This window comes from uncultured Marivita sp., from assembly GCF_947488135.1.
In the GTDB taxonomy this organism is placed as follows: domain Bacteria; phylum Pseudomonadota; class Alphaproteobacteria; order Rhodobacterales; family Rhodobacteraceae; genus Marivita.
In genome coordinates, this window is sequence record NZ_CANKYW010000008.1 from 24,982 (window position 1) to 42,255 (window position 17,274).

General features: G+C 63.1%; 17 protein-coding genes. 9 read left to right on the forward strand and 8 right to left on the reverse strand.

Features of this window, described 5'->3' with window-relative positions:
- From Q1B16_RS18485 to Q1B16_RS18500, 4 genes are read right to left on the reverse strand one after another with little or no spacing between them, the layout of a single operon-like run.
- Complete coding sequence (locus Q1B16_RS18485; protein ID WP_299792433.1) at positions 1-390, reverse strand: carboxymuconolactone decarboxylase family protein; 390 nt, start codon at positions 388-390, stop codon at positions 1-3.
- Positions 391-423: 33 nt separating this feature from the next.
- Positions 424-1,941 (reverse strand): tripartite tricarboxylate transporter permease, encoded by a 1,518-nt coding sequence (locus tag Q1B16_RS18490; RefSeq protein WP_299792436.1) that lies wholly within the window; start codon positions 1,939-1,941, stop codon positions 424-426.
- Positions 1,942-1,968: 27 nt separating this feature from the next.
- Positions 1,969-2,400 (reverse strand): tripartite tricarboxylate transporter TctB family protein, encoded by a 432-nt coding sequence (locus tag Q1B16_RS18495; protein WP_299792438.1) that lies wholly within the window; start codon positions 2,398-2,400, stop codon positions 1,969-1,971.
- The gene (locus Q1B16_RS18500; protein WP_299792441.1) at positions 2,397-3,377 is read right to left on the reverse strand and encodes a tripartite tricarboxylate transporter substrate-binding protein; all 981 of its coding nucleotides are present in this window, start codon (positions 3,375-3,377) and stop codon (positions 2,397-2,399) included. Before Q1B16_RS18500 ends, Q1B16_RS18495 begins: the two co-directional genes overlap by 4 nt.
- Positions 3,378-3,550: 173 nt before the next feature.
- Between Q1B16_RS18500 and Q1B16_RS18505 the strand changes: the two genes are divergently transcribed.
- Positions 3,551-4,522, forward strand: a complete 972-nt coding sequence (locus tag Q1B16_RS18505; protein WP_299792444.1) for a hydroxymethylglutaryl-CoA lyase — start codon at positions 3,551-3,553, stop codon at positions 4,520-4,522.
- Positions 4,519-5,706, forward strand: coding sequence for a CoA transferase (locus Q1B16_RS18510; RefSeq protein WP_299792447.1), 1,188 nt, complete (start codon positions 4,519-4,521; stop codon positions 5,704-5,706). Before Q1B16_RS18505 ends, Q1B16_RS18510 begins: the two co-directional genes overlap by 4 nt.
- A gap of 9 nt (positions 5,707-5,715) precedes the next feature.
- Here the strand turns inward: Q1B16_RS18510 and Q1B16_RS18515 are convergent, their stop codons facing one another.
- Positions 5,716-6,600, reverse strand: a complete 885-nt coding sequence (locus Q1B16_RS18515; protein ID WP_299792450.1) for a LysR family transcriptional regulator — start codon at positions 6,598-6,600, stop codon at positions 5,716-5,718.
- 241 nt (positions 6,601-6,841) lie between these two features.
- On the opposite strand from Q1B16_RS18515, the gene Q1B16_RS18520 reads away from it, so the two are divergent.
- The 4 genes from Q1B16_RS18520 (at position 6,842) to Q1B16_RS18535 (ending at position 11,223) form a co-directional block, all read left to right on the forward strand.
- Positions 6,842-7,807, forward strand: coding sequence for a glycine betaine ABC transporter substrate-binding protein (locus Q1B16_RS18520; protein ID WP_299792453.1), 966 nt, complete (start codon positions 6,842-6,844; stop codon positions 7,805-7,807).
- A 73-nt stretch (positions 7,808-7,880) separates the two neighbouring features.
- On the forward strand, positions 7,881-8,936 hold the full coding sequence (locus tag Q1B16_RS18525; protein ID WP_299792455.1) for a betaine/proline/choline family ABC transporter ATP-binding protein: 1,056 nt from the start codon (positions 7,881-7,883) through the stop codon (positions 8,934-8,936).
- Positions 8,933-10,474: an ABC transporter permease subunit gene (locus Q1B16_RS18530; protein WP_299792458.1), complete on the forward strand. Its 1,542-nt coding sequence runs from the start codon at positions 8,933-8,935 to the stop codon at positions 10,472-10,474. Before Q1B16_RS18525 ends, Q1B16_RS18530 begins: the two co-directional genes overlap by 4 nt.
- Positions 10,471-11,223, forward strand: coding sequence for an alpha/beta fold hydrolase (locus Q1B16_RS18535; protein WP_299792461.1), 753 nt, complete (start codon positions 10,471-10,473; stop codon positions 11,221-11,223). Before Q1B16_RS18530 ends, Q1B16_RS18535 begins: the two co-directional genes overlap by 4 nt.
- Before the next feature lie 11 nt (positions 11,224-11,234).
- Here Q1B16_RS18535 and Q1B16_RS18540 read toward each other — a convergent pair whose 3' ends face one another.
- Genes Q1B16_RS18540 through Q1B16_RS18550 form a run of 3 tightly spaced genes read right to left on the reverse strand, consistent with a single transcriptional unit; the run spans position 11,235 to position 14,420 of the window.
- Positions 11,235-12,752 (reverse strand): malonyl-CoA synthase, encoded by a 1,518-nt coding sequence (locus tag Q1B16_RS18540; RefSeq protein ID WP_299792464.1) that lies wholly within the window; start codon positions 12,750-12,752, stop codon positions 11,235-11,237.
- Entirely contained in the window at positions 12,752-14,029 is a 1,278-nt protein-coding gene (locus tag Q1B16_RS18545; RefSeq protein ID WP_299792467.1) for a malonyl-CoA decarboxylase, read from the reverse strand. Before Q1B16_RS18545 ends, Q1B16_RS18540 begins: the two co-directional genes overlap by 1 nt.
- A gap of 4 nt (positions 14,030-14,033) precedes the next feature.
- A complete protein-coding gene (locus tag Q1B16_RS18550; protein WP_299792469.1) occupies positions 14,034-14,420 on the reverse strand; it encodes a YciI family protein in 387 nt (128 codons plus the stop codon).
- A gap of 92 nt (positions 14,421-14,512) precedes the next feature.
- Here Q1B16_RS18550 and Q1B16_RS18555 point away from each other — a divergent pair, with 92 nt between their 5' ends.
- The 3 genes from Q1B16_RS18555 to Q1B16_RS18565 all read left to right on the forward strand — a co-directional run bounded on the left by Q1B16_RS18555 (position 14,513) and on the right by Q1B16_RS18565 (position 17,244).
- Positions 14,513-15,397 carry a fumarylacetoacetate hydrolase family protein gene (locus Q1B16_RS18555; protein ID WP_299792472.1) on the forward strand — a complete coding sequence of 295 codons (885 nt, stop codon included), beginning with the start codon at positions 14,513-14,515 and terminating at the stop codon, positions 15,395-15,397.
- Between the two features lie 20 nt (positions 15,398-15,417).
- Positions 15,418-16,059 carry a malonic semialdehyde reductase gene (locus tag Q1B16_RS18560; protein WP_299792475.1) on the forward strand — a complete coding sequence of 214 codons (642 nt, stop codon included), beginning with the start codon at positions 15,418-15,420 and terminating at the stop codon, positions 16,057-16,059.
- A 111-nt stretch (positions 16,060-16,170) separates the two neighbouring features.
- The gene (locus tag Q1B16_RS18565; protein WP_299792479.1) at positions 16,171-17,244 is read left to right on the forward strand and encodes a C4-dicarboxylate TRAP transporter substrate-binding protein; all 1,074 of its coding nucleotides are present in this window, start codon (positions 16,171-16,173) and stop codon (positions 17,242-17,244) included.
- Positions 17,245-17,274 lie beyond the last annotated feature (30 nt).

Genomic DNA, 17,274 nt, shown 5'->3' on the forward strand with positions numbered 1-17,274 from the left:
CTAGAGCAATCCCTGCTCTGTCAGAACTTTGCGCGCGCTCCGCAGGCAGTCATGGGCCTGCGGAACACCGCAATAAATCGCCACGACATGACAGATGGCGCGGATTTCTTCAGCCGTGACGCCGTTATTGATCGCGCCACGGCAGTGCAGTTCCCATTCATGCATCTTGCCCAAAGCACCCAGCATGGCGAGGTTCATCATGCTGCGGGTCTTGGCGTCGATGGCGTCATCGCCCCAGCCGAACCCCCAACACCACGCGGTCATCGCCTCCTGGAACGGTCGCGTCAGATCGTCGGCGCTGTCGAGGCTTTGCTGCACATACTCCGCACCAAGCGTCGCTTTGCGCCGCTCCAGCCCCTTGTCGAAGAGATCCTCGTCAAACGTGCCCATGCGCTGTCCTTTCCTGTTGGGTCGCGCCGCGGATCAGCCCTCGGTCATGCGTTCCGCCTGCGCCTGCTTGTGGTCCCGCACCGCGAGCCAGACCGACAGGATGAGGAACCCGGCTGTCATGATATAAAGCGTGATCGAGATCGGGCTGGCGATCAGGATGCCCCAATCCCCGTCCGAGATCGACATGGCGCGGCGCAGGTTGCGCTCCATGTCGCCACCGAGCAGCAGGCCCAGGACCAAAGGCACAAGGCTCACATCGAGCTTGCGCAGCAGGTAGCCAAGCACACCGAAGAAGACCATCATCTCGAGATCGAAGACCGAGTTCGAAATGCCGTAAACCCCCACGAACGTCACCGCCGCCACGATGGGCATGAGCGCCCATGTCGGGGTCATCATCAGCCGGGTGAACACGCCGATCATTGGCAGGTTCAGTACCAGAAGCGCGATATTCGCCATGTAGAGCGACGCGACGAGGCCCCAGACCAACTCTGGCTGGCGTTCGAAGAGCAAGGGCCCGGGCTGCACGTTCAACGAAATCAGCATCGCCAGCAGAACCGCCGTCGTGCCCGACCCCGGCACGCCCAGCGACAGCATCGGGATCAAGGCGCCCCCGGCGGCGGCGTTGTTGCCCGATTCAGGCGCCGCTACGCCGCGTGGATCGCCCTTGCCAAAGGTGCCCTTCTTGTTCGATGTCTGCTTTTCGGTCACGTAGGCCATGAACGATCCGAGCGAAGCGCCCGCGCCCGGCAAGACTCCCGCGACGAAGCCGACGCCGGAGCCGCGCAGCATGGCCCAGCGGGTTTTCCAGATCACACCCCATTGCGGCAGCCAGCTTCCCACCGGGATCGCCTTGGTACGGTCCTTCACGGTTTTTTCCAGCAGCATCAGAATCTCGGAAATCGCGAAGAGGCCCACCAGCGCCACGATGGGTTCGATCCCGTCGAACAGGTGATAATTCTCGAAAGTATAACGCGGCACGCCGGAAATCGGGTCGATGCCCACGGTGGCCAGCAACAGCCCGATCAGCGCCGACAGCAACGTCTTGCGCGGATCGACGCCCGCGATGCCGCCGATGGTGGCGAAGGCGAGGATGTAGAGCGCGAAATAGTCCGCAGGCCCGAAATGGATCGCCGCACGCGCCAAGAGCGGCGCAAAGAGCGACAGGCCGATCACCGCGATGGTGGCGCCGACAAAGGACGCGACACCCGAGATCGCCAGCGCGTTCGCCGCCTGCCCCTGCACCGCCATTGGGTAGCCGTCGAGCGTAGTCATGATCGCCGGTTCGTCGCCCGGAATGTTGAGAAGGATGGAACTTATCCGCCCGCCATACATGCAGCCGAAATACACCGCCGAGAGCAGGATCATCGACGATGTCGGATCGAACCCGAAGGCGAAGGTCAGCGGGATCAACACCGCCACCCCGTTCACCGGACCAAGCCCCGGCAACGCCCCAAGAAGCGTACCGACGAAACAGCCCATGAGCAGCAAGCCGATATTGAGCGGCGTCATCGCGACGGCAAAACCACCGGCCAGAAGCGACAGGGTTTCCATGATGTCTCCTTATGTGCCCGTGCGGGGCTAGCCGAACAGCGTTCCGAGGAAATCGAGAGGCAATCCCAGCACCTGGTCGAACAGCGCCCAAAGCGCCGGTGCCATGAGGGCGCCCAGAAGCGTTGCCTTCCACGCAGCACCGCCCAGGATGATCCCGATCAGCGCGATCAAGGCGAAAGTGGCCAGCGGAAAGCCCAGCGGTTGCAGCAGGATCGTGTACCCCACCAGAACCGCCAGCGCCGCCGCCTGCCGCCACATCCGCTGCGGAGCAGGCCATTCGGCCTGCCCCGTCGGAAACACGACGAGCGATGCGGACAGGATCATCATCGGAATACCGACGATCACCGGAAAGACGGACGGGCCCAGCACATCACCGAAGGTGATGACATAGTCCCCCGCCTGCCAGGTGTAGAGCGCCGCGACCACGAAGATCACGACGCCCATGATCCGTGTGCTCATTGAATGATGCCGATATCGCGCGAGATGTCTTCCATGATCTGCGCCTGTTCACGCACGAAGGTCTCGAACTCGTCGCCACCGCGCCAGATCGGCACGAGACCGGATTCGGTCGCCGCTGTCTGCCACTCTTCGGAATTGTAGAGTGTTTCGAGCTTCTCGACCCAGGCCGCGTATTCTTCGTCGGTGACCTCACCGCCGGTGTAAAGCCCGCGCCAGTTGTAGCCGGTCACATCGATGCCCTGCGACGCGGCGGTCGGGATGTCCGGGAAGGCCGGGATCGGTTCGTCCGACAGAGCCGCGAGGATGCGGATGTCACCGGATTCCACGAAGCCCGCGATTTCGCCCATGTCGGTCGAGACAACGTCGATCTGTCCGCCCATCATCTGCGTGACCGCATCGGTGCCACCGTCGAACTGCACCCAGCGCAGGTCGGACAGGTTTTCGAGCCCGGCAGCATCGGCCACCATCAGCAGGCGGATGTGATCCCAGCCACCGGCACCGGACGATCCGGCAGTCACGATCGAGGTCGGGTCGTTGACCATGATCTCGTTCAGCTCGGCCAGGCTTTGGATCGGGCTTTCATCGTCCACCGCGATCACGCCGACATCGGCCCCCAGCATCGCCAGATAGCGCATCGAATCCAGCGGCGCGGGATAGCGGCCCTGTGCGATCTGCGTGATGCCCACTGTGGACGTCGCGACGATCAGCTCGGCATCGGCGGGACGCTCGGATGCGACCATCGCGAAGGTCACGGCCCCGACGCCGCCCGGCATGTTCGTGACCTGAACGTTGCCATCCACGAGATCGAGCTCGGTCAGGATACGGCCAATGGTGCGGCAGGTGAAATCCCAGCCGCCGCCGGGGTTCGAGGGCGCGATGCACTCGGTCGCCGTGGCCGGAGCGGCCGTCAGGGTCAGCGCCGTGGCTGTCACCATCGCGGCACCCAGCTTGGCGGAAATCAGTCTTTGAAAAAACATCGGTTTGTACCTCCCAGTTAAACCTCCACCGAAAGGATGCGATTTTCGCACCTTTTTCAAGGCCCTTGCGCGCGATCGTCCCGGTGCGCGAAAATCCGGCGTGCACGGGGCCCCTTGCAATGGCGAATTCCCTCGGGGCAGAGTGCCGCTTGCCGAAGACGAAAGGACAGGCCATGGCCAAGACCGCCCTCCCCGCGACCACGCCGGTGCCCGATGGCGCCCGCATCACTGTGTGCGAGGTCGGCCCGCGCGACGGGTTCCAGATCGAGTCCGCCTTCATCCCGACCGACCGCAAGATCGCCATCGTCAACGCGCTCTTCGCATCTGGCTTGCGGCACATGCAGGTCACGTCCTTCGTCAGCCCCCGCGCCGTGCCGCAACTGGCCGATGCCGAAGAGGTGCTGGCCGGGATCGACCGGCCCGAGGGTGCGGTGATCACCGCGCTGATCCCGAACTTGCGCGGGGCAGAGCGGGCGGCGGCCTGCGGCGTCGACGCGGTGCACACGGTCGTGTCGGCCTCCGAGACGCACAACCTCAAGAACGTGAACCGCTCCGTCGCCACATCGCTCAAGGATTTCGAGGCGGTGTTCACCTTGCTCGACAAGGCGGGCGTGGCCATCGAAGGCGGCATCGCCACCGCCTTCGGCTGTCCGTTCGAGGGCGAGGTGCCGCCGGAACAGGTCGCCCGGATCGCCAAGCGGTATCAGGAGCTTGGTGCGAAATCCGTGGGGCTTGGCGACACCACCGGCATGGCGACGCCCAAGACCGTGCGCGCCGCCATCCGTGCGATCCGGACCGAGGCACCGGGGCTTGGCATCGGGCTGCATTTCCACAACACGCGCGGCGTGGGCCTTGCCTGCGTCATGGCCGGTCTGGCCGAGGGTGTCACGCATTACGACGCCTCTGTCGGCGGTCTGGGCGGGTGTCCCTTTGCGGCGGGTGCCACCGGCAATATCTGCACCGAGGATCTGGTCTACCTGCTCAACGAAAGCGGCTATGACACGGGCATCGACCTCGACCGCCTGATCGACGCGGCAAAGCTGACGCAAGAGATCATCGGCCGCGACCTACCCGGTCAGGTCATCAAGTCCGGCCCCCGCCTGCGCCGCTTCGATCCCGGTCTGACGGCGACGGCCGCAGGATGACCGATTTGCCCCTGTCGGGCGTGCGGGTCATCGACCTCACGCGCATCCTCTCCGGTCCGTTTTGCTCCATGCTGCTGGGCGATCTGGGCGCGGATGTCATCAAGATCGAAGCCCCCGGCGGCGATCACGTGCGCGGCCAGGGTGAAAAGATCGACGGGTTGTCGTGGTATTTCGCCAGCTTCAACCGCAACAAACGCTCTGTCGTGCTCGACCTGCGCGACCCCCAGGGACGCGCGGTTCTGGAGCGGCTTTTGACCGATGCCGACATCCTGACCGAGAATTTCCGCCCCGGCGTGCTGAACGAGATGGGCCTCAGCGCAGAGCGTCTGGCCGAGATCAACCCGACCCTCATCGTGGTCAGCGTGAACGGCTACGGATCGACCGGGCCTTACGCGGATCGCCCCGCATTCGATTTCATCGCACAGGCCATGTCGGGCTACATGAGCACCAACGGCACGCTTGAATCGGGCCCCTTGCGCACCGCGCCGCCGATGACCGACCTGATCGCGGGGCTTTACGCCGCCCTTGGGGCCGTCGCCGCCCTGCGCGGGCGCGAGGCGGGCGGCCCGGCGCAGCGGGTCGAGGCGTCGATGATGATGTCCATGATGTCGATGCTGGCCTACCTGTCGGCCAACGCGCTGGCGACGGGCATCGATCCGGTGCCGACGGGCAATGACCATCCCATCGCGTCGCCCTACGGCCTCTTTCGTACGCAGGATGGGGATATCGCCGTCGCACCGTCGACCGTGCCGATCCTGCGGCGCTTCCTGACCGAGCTTGGGCTGGCCCACTTGCTGGACGAGCCGCGTTTTGCCGACAACGCCGCCCGCCTCGAGAACCGGACAGAGATGAACGCGCTGATCAATGCAGCACTCGCGAAGGACACGCAGGAAAACTGGATCAGCCGTTTGAACAGCGCGGGCGTGCCCAGTGGCAAGGTCCAAAGCCTGACCGAGGCCCTGGCCGATCCCCAAGTCGCCGCACAGGAGATGGTAATGGATGTGCCGCATCCGGGGCATGGCACGGTGCGCATGACCGGCTTTCCGATGAAGTTTTCGGAAACGCCGCTCGCCCTGCGCCACCCTGCCCCCGATCTGGGCGCGCAGACCGACGCCGTGCTGACCGATGCGGGGTTCGACGCCGACACCATCGCAACGCTGCGCCGGGATGGCGTGATCGGCTGACCGCGCGCTTTACAAGGCGTCCCAAAGCTTCACGGTCGACCGGTCGAATTGCGATGGGTTGGCATACGCGACGATTGACAAAGGCGTGCGCCAGGCATCGCCTCCGACGGGGACGACCTGCCCACTGGCCAGCTCTTGCTGGATCGCGGTTTCCGGCATCCAGGCAAAACCGCTTCCCGCCATGAGCCTGCGTTTTACCGCTTCGACCAAGCCATCGACATAAACGGTTTCCGCCGTGAACCGTTTGCGGCCGATCGTATGCTCCACGACCATGCCGAGAAAGCTGGAATGCTCATAGGCGAGGTACGGGATCGCGTCTTGGGAAGGGTCGTCCAAAGCCCATCCATGATCGCGGACCGCCTGCGCCGTCGCCACCGGGATGAGGTGATCGATCATCAGCTCTTTGCTGGCGAAGGCGGTCTCGTCGATCGTGGGCGACACGGAGCTGTGCGCATAGCACAGCATGATGTCCACCGCCCCTTCCATCAAAAGCTCGCAACAGGTGCTGAGCGAATCCGAGATCACCCGCGTGCGCAGGTCCGGCATGTCGGCCTGAAACGCGTCGATCCGATGCGCGAGGTAATGCACAGAAATCGTGTGCAGCACAGAAAAGCGGGTGAAGCGATGCTCCCCCCGGTCGGACTCGCGCAGCGTCTGCCGCGCCTCAGCCAGTTGCGAAATCGCCGCCTTGGCGATCGGCAGGAACTGCTGGCCCGCCTCGGTCAGCTGCACCGGATAGGTGGCGCGGTTGACCAAGGGCATCCCAACCCAGCTTTCCAGCGCCTTGATCCGACGGCTGAACGCCGATTGAGTGATGTTTCTTTCATCAGCCGCCCGCGTGAAGTTCTGCGACCGCGCAAGACAGTCGAAATCGCGCAACCAGTTCAGATCCATCTAACACCTCTGGAAACAAGGGCTTTTTCGGCACCTTACCCATAATCATGCAAAATCGGAATAGTTTGATGAAATGTTTGAATTGGCGCGGTGCGCGAATCTGTTCCTACGCTTGACGCATGGGCACCCGCGTACCGAACCCACCCTCATCGCGCGAGATGCCAGTGAAGCCGCGACAAGAACGGCGCACCGGAAAAATGACAGGCCACGGCACGTGGCCGGAACCAACAGAGGAAACACCATGAAAACCATATTGAAGTCTCTAAGCCTCGCCACGGCGGTCAGCGTCTTCGCCCTGCCCGCGCTTGCCTCCGAAGAGGTCAAGATCGGCGTCCCGTCCTGGACCGGCGCACAGGCAATCGCGCATGTTCTGGGCGAAGTCGTCACCTCGCGCATCGGCGGGCAGGTCGAATATGTCCCCGGCAACAACGCCACGATCTTTCAGGCGATGGACCAGGGCAAGGGCGATATCGACGTGCATCCCGATGTCTGGCTGCCGAACCAGGAGAGCTTTACCAAGCAATATGTCGATGAGGCGGGCACCGTGACGCTGTCGTCGAACCCCTACCAAGGCAACCAGGGGTTCTGTGTCTCCAAGCAGTTCGGCGAAGCCAACAACATCACCGACATCGCCGATCTTGGCCGTCCCGACATCGCCGCGCTGATGGACAGCGACGGCAACGGCAAGGGCGAGCTTTGGATCGGTGCGCCGGGCTGGGCCTCGGCCAACGTGAACGAGGTCAAGGTCCGCGACTACGGTCTGCTTGATTTCATCGAACCCATCCGCGCCGAGGAAGCGGTGAAGACCGCGCGCATCAAGGACAGTATCGCCAAGGGTGAAGGCTATGCCTTCTATTGCTACGAGCCGCACGCGGTGTGGTTCATGTTCGACGTGATGATGCTCACCGAACCGACATTCGACGAAGCGAAATACGTCATGGTGCAGCCGTCGGATGACCCCAACTGGTACGAAAATTCGATGGTCGCCACCAAGGACGCACTGAAGGACGTGCAAATCGCGTGGTCCAATTCGCTCGAAGAGCGGTCCCCGGCGATTGCGGAATTCTTCGCCAATTTCAGCCTGAACGCCGAGGACGTGAGCCAACTCGCTTTCGAGATCAGCGCGAACGGCCGTGACCCGGCAGAGGTGGCCGCCGAATGGGTCAACGCCAACAGCGACCGCGTCGACGGATGGCTCGGCCTCTGATCGCCCGGTCCTGACCAAAGGGGCATCGGTGAAACCGCCGATGCCCGCCAATCCCCTGACAAGGCGTGGGCTCATGAATGACGACACCGTCATAGAGATATCCAATGTCTGGAAGATTTTTGGCGCCAAGCCCGAGCTTGCGCTGAAAGCCATCCACGACCGCGGGCTGACCAAGGCCGAGGTGCTGGCCGAATTCAACGCGGTTGTCGGTGTGGCCGATGTCAGCCTCGACGTGAAGCGCGGTGAGATTTTCTGCATCATGGGGCTGTCGGGCAGCGGCAAGTCCACGCTTGTGCGCCACTTCAACCGCCTGCTCGAGCCGACCTCCGGCAAGATCGAGATCGAAGGCACCGACGTCATGGCGCTTGGGCCCAAAGAGTTGCAAACCTTCCGCAACCGCAAGATCGGCATGGTGTTCCAGAACTTTGCGCTGATGCCGCACCGATCGGTGCTCGACAACGTTGCCATGCCGCTGGAAATCCGGCAGGTCGCCAAGAACGAACGGATGCGCCAGGCGGCGGCGATCCTCGATATTGTCGAACTGGGCGCGTGGGGATCGAAATTCGCGCATGAACTTTCGGGCGGGATGCAGCAACGTGTGGGCCTTGCCCGCGCGCTTGCAGCGAACCCGGACGTGCTTTTGATGGACGAGCCGTTCTCGGCGCTCGACCCGTTGATCCGGCGGCAGTTGCAGGATGAATTCATCCGCCTGAGCAAGATCCTCAAGAAATCGACCGTCTTCATCACCCATGATCTGGACGAAGCCGTCCGCATCGGCGACCGCATCGCGATCATGCGCGATGGCAAGATGGTTCAGATGGGCACCGCCGAAGACATCGTGATGCACCCGGCGGATGATTACGTGGCCGATTTCGTCGCCGGCATTTCGCGGCTCAAGGTGGTGCATGCCCATGCGGTGATGCAGCCGTTGGCCCCCTATCTCGCCAAGAATGGCCCCCTGCCCGCAGATGCGCCGCGGGTGAGCGAAAAGGAAACGCTCAGCAACCTGATCACCCTCGCCATTAACTACACCAGCGCGATCCTTGTCGAGGACGCAGGTCAGGACGTGGGCGTGATCACCCGCGCCGATCTGTTGCGCACCGTGATCGAAGGGACGGAAGTGTCATGAACAAGATGGACATCAACCCGCTCGAAGACACCGAAAGCGATGCCGCCCTCGCCTACGCCGAGGAACGGCGCGAAAACATCCGTACCTTCGTCCGCACCAATCCGGACTACTATATCGCGAATTTCGACAAGATCGGCGCGTCCTCCCGCTTTACCCCAACGTTCAACCTCATGGCCGGGCTCTTCGGTCCGATCTGGTTCGGCGCGCGCGGGCTCTGGTCCTGGGCGCTGCCGTTCCTGATCCTTGAAGCCTTGGCCTTCGTGCAGATCGCACGCGGCCTCTTCGGCGATCTTGCGGCGGATGCGATGGCGCGCATCGCCTCCATCGAAGGCACGCTGGATCTGCGCCGCCAGCAGCTCGCCGCCGCGATCGAAAGCGGATCGGACCGGGTCGATGCGTTTCGCCGGACGGTGGAGTCGCTGGAAGCCAATATCGGCGGCATCCGCGACGAGGCTGACGCGCTGGCCGCGCAAGGCCCGACAATCGTGCTGACCGGCATCGTCATTCTGATCCTGGCCAAAGCGGCACAGGCAACCGTCGCCAATTGGGCGCTCGAAGCGCGGTTCTCCGAATGGATGTCGGATCGGTCGATCCGGTCGGGGCTGCCGGTCTCGCATATCGTCTTCAGCGCGATCTTCATGATCCTGATCGTGGCGACAGCCATGCTCCACTACAGCTTCCCGGGGCGCTATTCACTGCTCAGCGCCTTCCCGACCGATCCCGATATCCGCCTGACCAGCATCACATGGGTCGAGGATTTCATCGCGTGGTGCGTGCGCAACTCAGAAGCGTTCTTCGAAGGTCTGACCTTCGGCATCCGCACGCTTCTCGACGCGCTCGAGATCATTCTGGTGCAGACGCCGTGGATCGTGATCGCCAGCCTGATCATTCTGCTCACATGGCTTACCGCCGGGCTGCGAACGGCGATCTATTCCGGAGCATTCCTGGCGTACATGGGCCTGCTCGGTTTCTGGGAAGCCGCAATGACGACACTGGCCTTGCTGGGCACTGCCGCCTGCCTGTCCATCGCCATCGGCATCCCGCTTGGCATGTTCGCCGCGCGGCGGCCCCGGTTCTATGCGTTCATCCAGCCGATCATGGACTTCATGCAGACCATGCCCGCCTTCGTGTTCATGGTCCCGGTCATCGCCTTTTTCGGCGTCGGCAAACCCGCCGCCGTGGTCGTCACGATGATCTTCGGCGGCACGCCCGTGGTGCGTCTGACCGTGCTCGGCCTGCGCGGCGTGCCCGAAAGCGTGCGCGAGGCGGCGATCAGTTTCGGCGCGAACAAGTGGTATCTGCTGACCAAGGTGGACCTGCCGCTGGCCAGCCCGTCGATCCGGGCAGGCATCAACCAGACAATCATGCTGTCGCTCGCCATGGTGGTGGTCGCCTCGCTCATCGGCGCCAAGGGGTTGGGCGAGGACGTGCTGGAGGCGCTGCAATACGCGAATGTCGGTCAAGGCATCCTTGCCGGGTTCGCGATCCTCTTCTGCGCCATGATCCTGGACCGCATTGTGCAGGGCGCCCGAAAATGACGCCGGTGGTTTTCGTCCACGGCTTCATGGGCGGCAGCCGACAATGGACCGCACTCACCGCGTCCTTGCGCGGCACTGTCGATGTGATCGCGGTGGACCTGCCGGGGTTCGGAGAAAACGCCGACCTCGAAGCGCCCGACAGCATCGCGGGCTTCGCCCGCTGGGTGATCGACGCTCTCAGCGCGCAGGGCATCCACCGGTTCCACCTGCTCGGCCACTCGATGGGCGGCATGATCGCGCAGGAAATCGCGGCGACGGTGCCGGATCGAGTCTCGCGGTTGGTTCTTTATGGCACGGGGGCCACAGGCGTTCTGCCTGGCCGGTTCGAGACCATCGAGACGTCGAAATGGCGCGCGCAGTCGGATGGACCGCGCAAGACCGCGCGCCGCATTGCCGCCACCTGGTTTCTCGATCGCGAAGCCTCTCCCGCGTTCGAGGACTGCGCCGCCATCGCCGAACGCAGCAGCCTCCAGGCGATCACGGCGGGACTCGACGCGATGCAATCGTGGTGCGGCGTGTCCAATCTCGCATCCATCAAGGCCGCGACGCTGGTGGTCTGGGGCGACCATGATCGCACCTACCCGTGGCGACAGACCGAACAGCTCTGGATGTCGATCCGCAACAGCGGGCTGGCGGTGCTTCCCAATTGCGCCCACGCCGCGCATCTGGAAAAGCCCGAGATCTTCAACGGCATCCTGCGCGATTTCATGACCGCAGAGGTCGCCCAGCCCCAGCCCGTGGGTGGCTGATCGAAACGGAGCTACCCCGCCGCAACAGCCCCGGCGTAGTGATCCCGCAAGACGTTTTTTTGCACCTTGCCCATCGTGTTGCGCGGCAGGGCGTCGATGATTTCGTAACGGCGCGGGTGCTTGAACCGCGCCAGCTTATCCGCGACCTCGTTTTCCAGCGCCTCAACGGTCGGTGCATGCCCCGGCACCATCACCACGGCGGCGATGATGGCTTCGCCGAAATCGGCATCCGGGACGCCGAACACAGCCGATTCCTCGACCCCGTCGATGTCGTTCAGAACGTCCTCCACCTCTTTCGGGTAGACGTTGTAACCTCCGGTGATGATCAGGTCTTTGGACCGACCGACAATCGACAAATAGCCGTCCTCGCTGAACTGACCCAGATCGCCGGTAATGAAGAACCCGTTTTCGCGCAGCTCGGCGGCAGTCTTGTCGGGCATTTGCCAGTAACCCTTGAAGACGTTCGGCCCCCGCACCTCGATCATGCCGACCTCGCCCTGCGGAAGCGGCTGGCCCGTTTCGGGATCGGTCACGATCACCTCGACCCCCGGCAACGGCTTTCCAACCGTGCCCGCCCGGCGGTCGCCATCATAAGGGTTGGAGGTGTTCATGTTGGTTTCGGTCATGCCGTAGCGTTCGAGGATGCGATGCCCGGTGCGCTGGGTGAAGGCGATATGCGTCTCGGCCAGCAGCGGCGCACTGCCCGACACGAACAGGCGCATGTTCGACGTCATTTCTCTGGTCAGCCGGTGATCGGCCAGCAGACGGGTGTAGAAGGTCGGAACGCCCATGAGCATCGTCGCCTCGGGGACCGCCGCGAGGATCGCATCGGTGCTGAAACCGGGCATGAAATGCACGCAGGCCCCCGCATAAAGCGAAGTATTGAGCGCCACGAAAAGCCCATGCGTGTGAAAGATCGGCAGCGCGTGGATCAAGGTGTCGGCATCGGTGATGCGCCACAGCTCTGTCAGCGCCTTGGTGTTGGACAGCAGGTTGTCATGGGTCAGCATCGCGCCCTTCGACCGCCCCGTTGTCCCCGAGGTGTAGAGCAGCGCCGCCAAATCATCCGGCCCGCGCGGCACGGTGTCGAACGTGGTGGGCTTGTCCGGCACCGAGGCCATCAACGTCCCCTGCCCCGCCGCATCGAGCGTCAGGAGAATGGCCCCGGCCCTGTCGGCGATCCCGGTCAGCGTCTCCACCGAGGCCGGATCGCAGACCACGATCCGCGGCGTCGCGTCCTCCACGAAATAGGCCACCTCGTCCCGCTTGTAGGCGGTGTTGAGCGGTAGAAACACGCCCCCCGCCTGAAGCGTCGCGGCATAGAGTGCGACCATCTCAACGCATTTCGGCGCTTGCACCACCACGCGATCACCGGGTGTGAGGCCTGCGTCCCGCAACACATGCGCGATCTGGGCGACAAGACCCACAAAGGCGGCATAGCTGATCGCGGGGGCATCATCCCGCTTCAGGAAACAGGCGTCATTGTCCGCGTGACGGGCGATAAGATGATCGTAGACGTGGTTCGCCATCAGGCCTGGATCCTTCGTTTCTTCTGGGCCGCCGCCGTCTCGCCCTTGAAGCCCGGGCTTTTCGAGATGGCACGCTCCTGAACGAACCGCTCGTGGTTCTGCTCGATCAGGTTCAGATCGTATTCGTAATTCACCATCGCACCGGCCGATTGCCGAAGGCCGTTTTCCGACATATCGGCGGCACCGTGCACAGCGTAGATCTGCGCGCCATTGCCAAGGTGAAAGCGCGCTACCGGGTCACGCGGTGCGCCGTCCGGGGTTTTTGCCGACAGCAGATACCGCACTGCTGCCGTGCGGATCTCGTCGGGCGTGGCGGCGCCCTCGCGGATCGCGGCGTAATCCGGGGCGTCCTGTTCCTTGATCCACGCCATCAGGCCCGGAATCGGCGACAGCGTGACGTAGGTCTCCAGGCCCGGCAGTTCCTGCCGCAACTCGGCCACCACCTGTTTGATCAGAAGGTTGCCGAAGGATATCCCCTTGAGCCCCGCCTGGCAGTTCGAGATGGAATAGAAGACGGCGACCTTGGTGTCATGCGCCCGGCGCGTTTCACGGTCCTCGGTCAGCACGCTCTGGATCGACTCCGGCACCGATTGGGTGAGCGCCACTTCCACGAAGATCAGCGGCTCGTCCGGCATGGCCGGATGGAAGAACGCAAAGCAGCGCCGGTCGTCCGGGTAAAGGCGGCGGCGCAGGTCTTCCCAATCGCGGATGGCGTGGACCGCTTCGTATTTGACGATCTTCTCGAGGATACTGGCCGGGGTTTCCCAACTGATCTGCCGCAGGACAAGGAACCCCCTGTTGAACCAGCTGCGCAGAAGGTGCTGGAAATCCATATCGGTGCGGGCCAGATCGGGTTCGTCCTTCACCGCTTTCAAGAGGTCGGTCCGCATGTTCACGAGAGCCAGCGTCGCGCCGGGCGCCTGGTTCAACCGGCGCAACAGCTCCTGCCGCCGGGGTTCGGCTTGGGTGGCGATGGTTCTGTAATCCCGCGCGTCACCGCTTGTCTTGTAGGCGGTGATCGCCGCGTCCAGCGCATCGAGGTCGATCTCGAGCCCGTCGTTGAGGAACCGGAAGAACGCCAGCCGGTCCGCATCGGACATCCGCGTATAGCGATGGACGATGGCCTGCGCCAGAGTGATCCCGGACACCTCGCCCTCGGCGTCCAGAAGCGACGTGCACATCTCTTCGATCGACCGGTCATCGCTCACCCGGGACGTGGCCCGCCGCCGCTCGAACAGCGTGTTGAGCATGTCACCAAGGAAACTGCGTTCGGACATGATGTCAGTCGAACCTCACATTTTGCGCCGAAAGCGCCACGGAAAAGGTCAGCGACCCTTCGTTGATCAGCCAGCGGCGCAGCACGAAACTGCGCGCTCCGTTGGCGTGCATCGGATCGGCTTCGGCCAAGGCGCGGGCGTCGTCGATCGAAGCCGCACGGTAGATAATGAGACCGATGCCCTTCATCAACTCCCCCGTCTCGTCCGAAACCGGCCCGGCAAGGAACAAAGCCCCCCGCGCTTCAAGCTCGGCCTGATAGGCCAGATGCGCGGGCAGCGTTTCCTTGACCTTGGCCGGATCACCGCCAGGCGTCGAAAGAACCATGTAAAGCTCGTGGGCCAACGCCCCCCGCGCGCGGGCCTCGGCGGCGTATTCAGTCCAGCTGGGCATGTGGTTCTCCGGTGATTTTCAAAAATATCGATTTTATTTGACTTGATGCTTGTTTATCGTCAAAAATTGAGTCGATCAACAAGGAGTTTGATATGCGTTTTCTCGTTGGCACCGTCGGTGACGTGCAGAGTGTCTTCGCCATTGAGGGCGATCGGGCCACCAATCTCACCTCCGCCGTGGCCGGGATCGGGTGTGATCTGTCCGCGCTCGCTGCATCTCCTGACCTTGTGGCGCAGGCGAAAGCCGCGCTAGGCGCGGGCGACACCCTGTCCGTAGCCGACATCACGCCGGCGCTGCCGATCACGACTCCGGGCAAGTTCATCTGCCTTGGCCTGAACTATGTCGAGCATATCAAGGAAGGCGGATACGACATCCCCGATTATCCCGCGCTTTTCATGCGCGGCCACAATTCGCTGATGCCCGCCGGGGCACCGATGGTGCGTCCGTCCTGTTCCGAAAAGCTCGATTACGAGGCCGAGCTTTTGCTGATCATCGGCAAGGGCGGACGTCACATCCCCGAAGACAGGGCGCTCGATCACGTTTTCGGCTATACCGTGTTCAATGATGGCTCTGTCCGCGACTACCAGCGAAAGACGCACCAGTGGACGCCCGGCAAGAACTTCGATGACACCGGCGCCGTGGGACCGATCGTCGTTACACCGGAAGAACTGCCCGAGGGCGCCAGCGGGCTGAAGATCGAAAGCCGCGTCGGCAACGAGATCCTGCAATCGTCCAATACGTCGAACATGATCTGGGGCGCGGCGCGCTCCATCGCGATTATCTCGGAATACACGACGTTGCATCCGGGCGATCACATCGCGCTCGGTACGCCCCCGGGTGTCGGCCACGCCAAGAAGCCTGACCCGCGCTGGCTGCGCCCCGGCGAGACCATCGAGATCGAGATCGAAGGCATCGGCATTTGCGCCAGCCCGGTAATCGACGAAGACACCGTGGCCAGCAGAACGGCGGCCGAATGATGGCGGACGGACAGGACAATATGACTGACCTGCGCCGGCGCGCCCAACAGGCGGTGCGCGATCTGCGCGCGCGCAAGCCGCAACTGGATGACGCCTCCATCGACGTGATTCTGCGCGACGCCCGTTCGCACTACGCCTGGACCGACAAACCGGTCAGCGACGAGATGCTGCACACCCTTTTCGAGATCACGATTCAGGGGCCGACCAGCATGAACACCTGCCCCGCCCGCTTCGTCTTCGTGCGCAGCGACGCGGCCAAGGATCGTTTGGCGAAATCGCTCAAGGCCAAGAACATCGACAAGATGCGCGCGGCCCCCGTGACCGCGATCATCGCATGGGATCCGCTTTATTGGCAGCGGCTGGATTTCCTCTTCCCGCACGAGGACCGCAAACCGCTGTTCGAAGGCAAGAAAGAGTATGCCCACGACACCGCGTTCCGCAATTCCACGCTGCAAGGCGCGTATTTCATGATCGCCGCCCGCGCGATGGGGCTCGATGTGGGGGCGATGTCGGGGTTCTCCAACAAGATCGTGGACGAGGAGTTCTTTGCGGACAACGGATGGAAATCGAATTTTCTGTGTAACATCGGCTACGCGGACGAAACCGCGTTGTTCCAGAAACTTCCGCGTTTCGAATTCGATGACGTGTGCAAGGTGATCTGAAGCAAGACAACGCCGGGGAGGGCGGTACGACCACGCTCATCCGAAACGGGATGATGCCTGACTGAACAAATACGATCCGGGCGAAAAGCCCAACTTTCTGGGAGGAAATACATGAAACATACGACGAAACGCAGCCTGATGGGCGCGGCACTGGCGACCGTGATGGCGCTGCCCGCCGTGGCACAGGAAAAAATCTCGGCGGTCGTGATCGACGGCTATCCGGCCCGCGCGCTCTGGGTTGAGGAGTTCACCAACTTCTTCATCCCCGAAGTCAATCGCCGCCTGTCCGAGACCGGCAATTACGAGATCGAATGGCAGGAAAACTACGGCGGTTCCATCGTGAAGCCGCGCGGCGTGCTGGAAGGCATCCAGCTCGGTCTCGGCGATATCGGCATCGTCACCACGATCTTCCATTCGTCCAAGCTGCCCAGCCAGGGGATCGCCGGATCGACACCGTTCGTGTCCTCCGATGCGCGCGCCGTGGCCAAGGCCGTTGACGAAATCGCCCGCGAATTTCCGGCCATGAACAACGAGTTCAACGCGCAGAACCAGGTCTATCTGGCCACCGGCGTCGTGCTCGACACCTATCAGGTGTTCTGTTCGTCCGAAGTGTCCTCGGTCGCGGACCTCGAAGGCAAGAAGATCGCCGGTGCGGGCGTGAACCTGCGCTACCTCGAAGGCATCGAAGGCGCCGCGGGCGTGCGCGGGGGTCTCACCGATTTTTACAACATGGTGCAGACCGGCCTCGTGGATTGCGCGATGCTGTGGCCCGAAGCGGCCTCGACATTCAAGATCGCCGAAGTGGCGCCCTACATGCTCGAAGCCGATCTGGGCGCGGTGAACACCAAGACCGTGACCGTGAACGCCGATTACTGGGAGAACCTCCCGGATGAGGTCAAAGAGGTGCTGCAAGCCGTCGCCATCGACTACCGCGACCACGTGGCCGGCATCGCCATGGATCTCGCCCAAACGTCGCGCAACACCTATGTCGAGCAAGGCGGCACGATTGTCGAACTCTCGGACGAAGACCGCGCGGCCTGGGCCAACGGTATGCCGAACATCGCGCAGGAATGGGCCGAAACGCTGAACAACAGCGGTGAACCCGGCACCGAGATGCTGGCGGCCTATCTGGGCAAGCTGTCCGAAGCCGGCTTTGACGGCGTTCGTGACTGGACAGCCGAATAAAGCCAAGCGGCGATCCGAAAGAGGTCACAC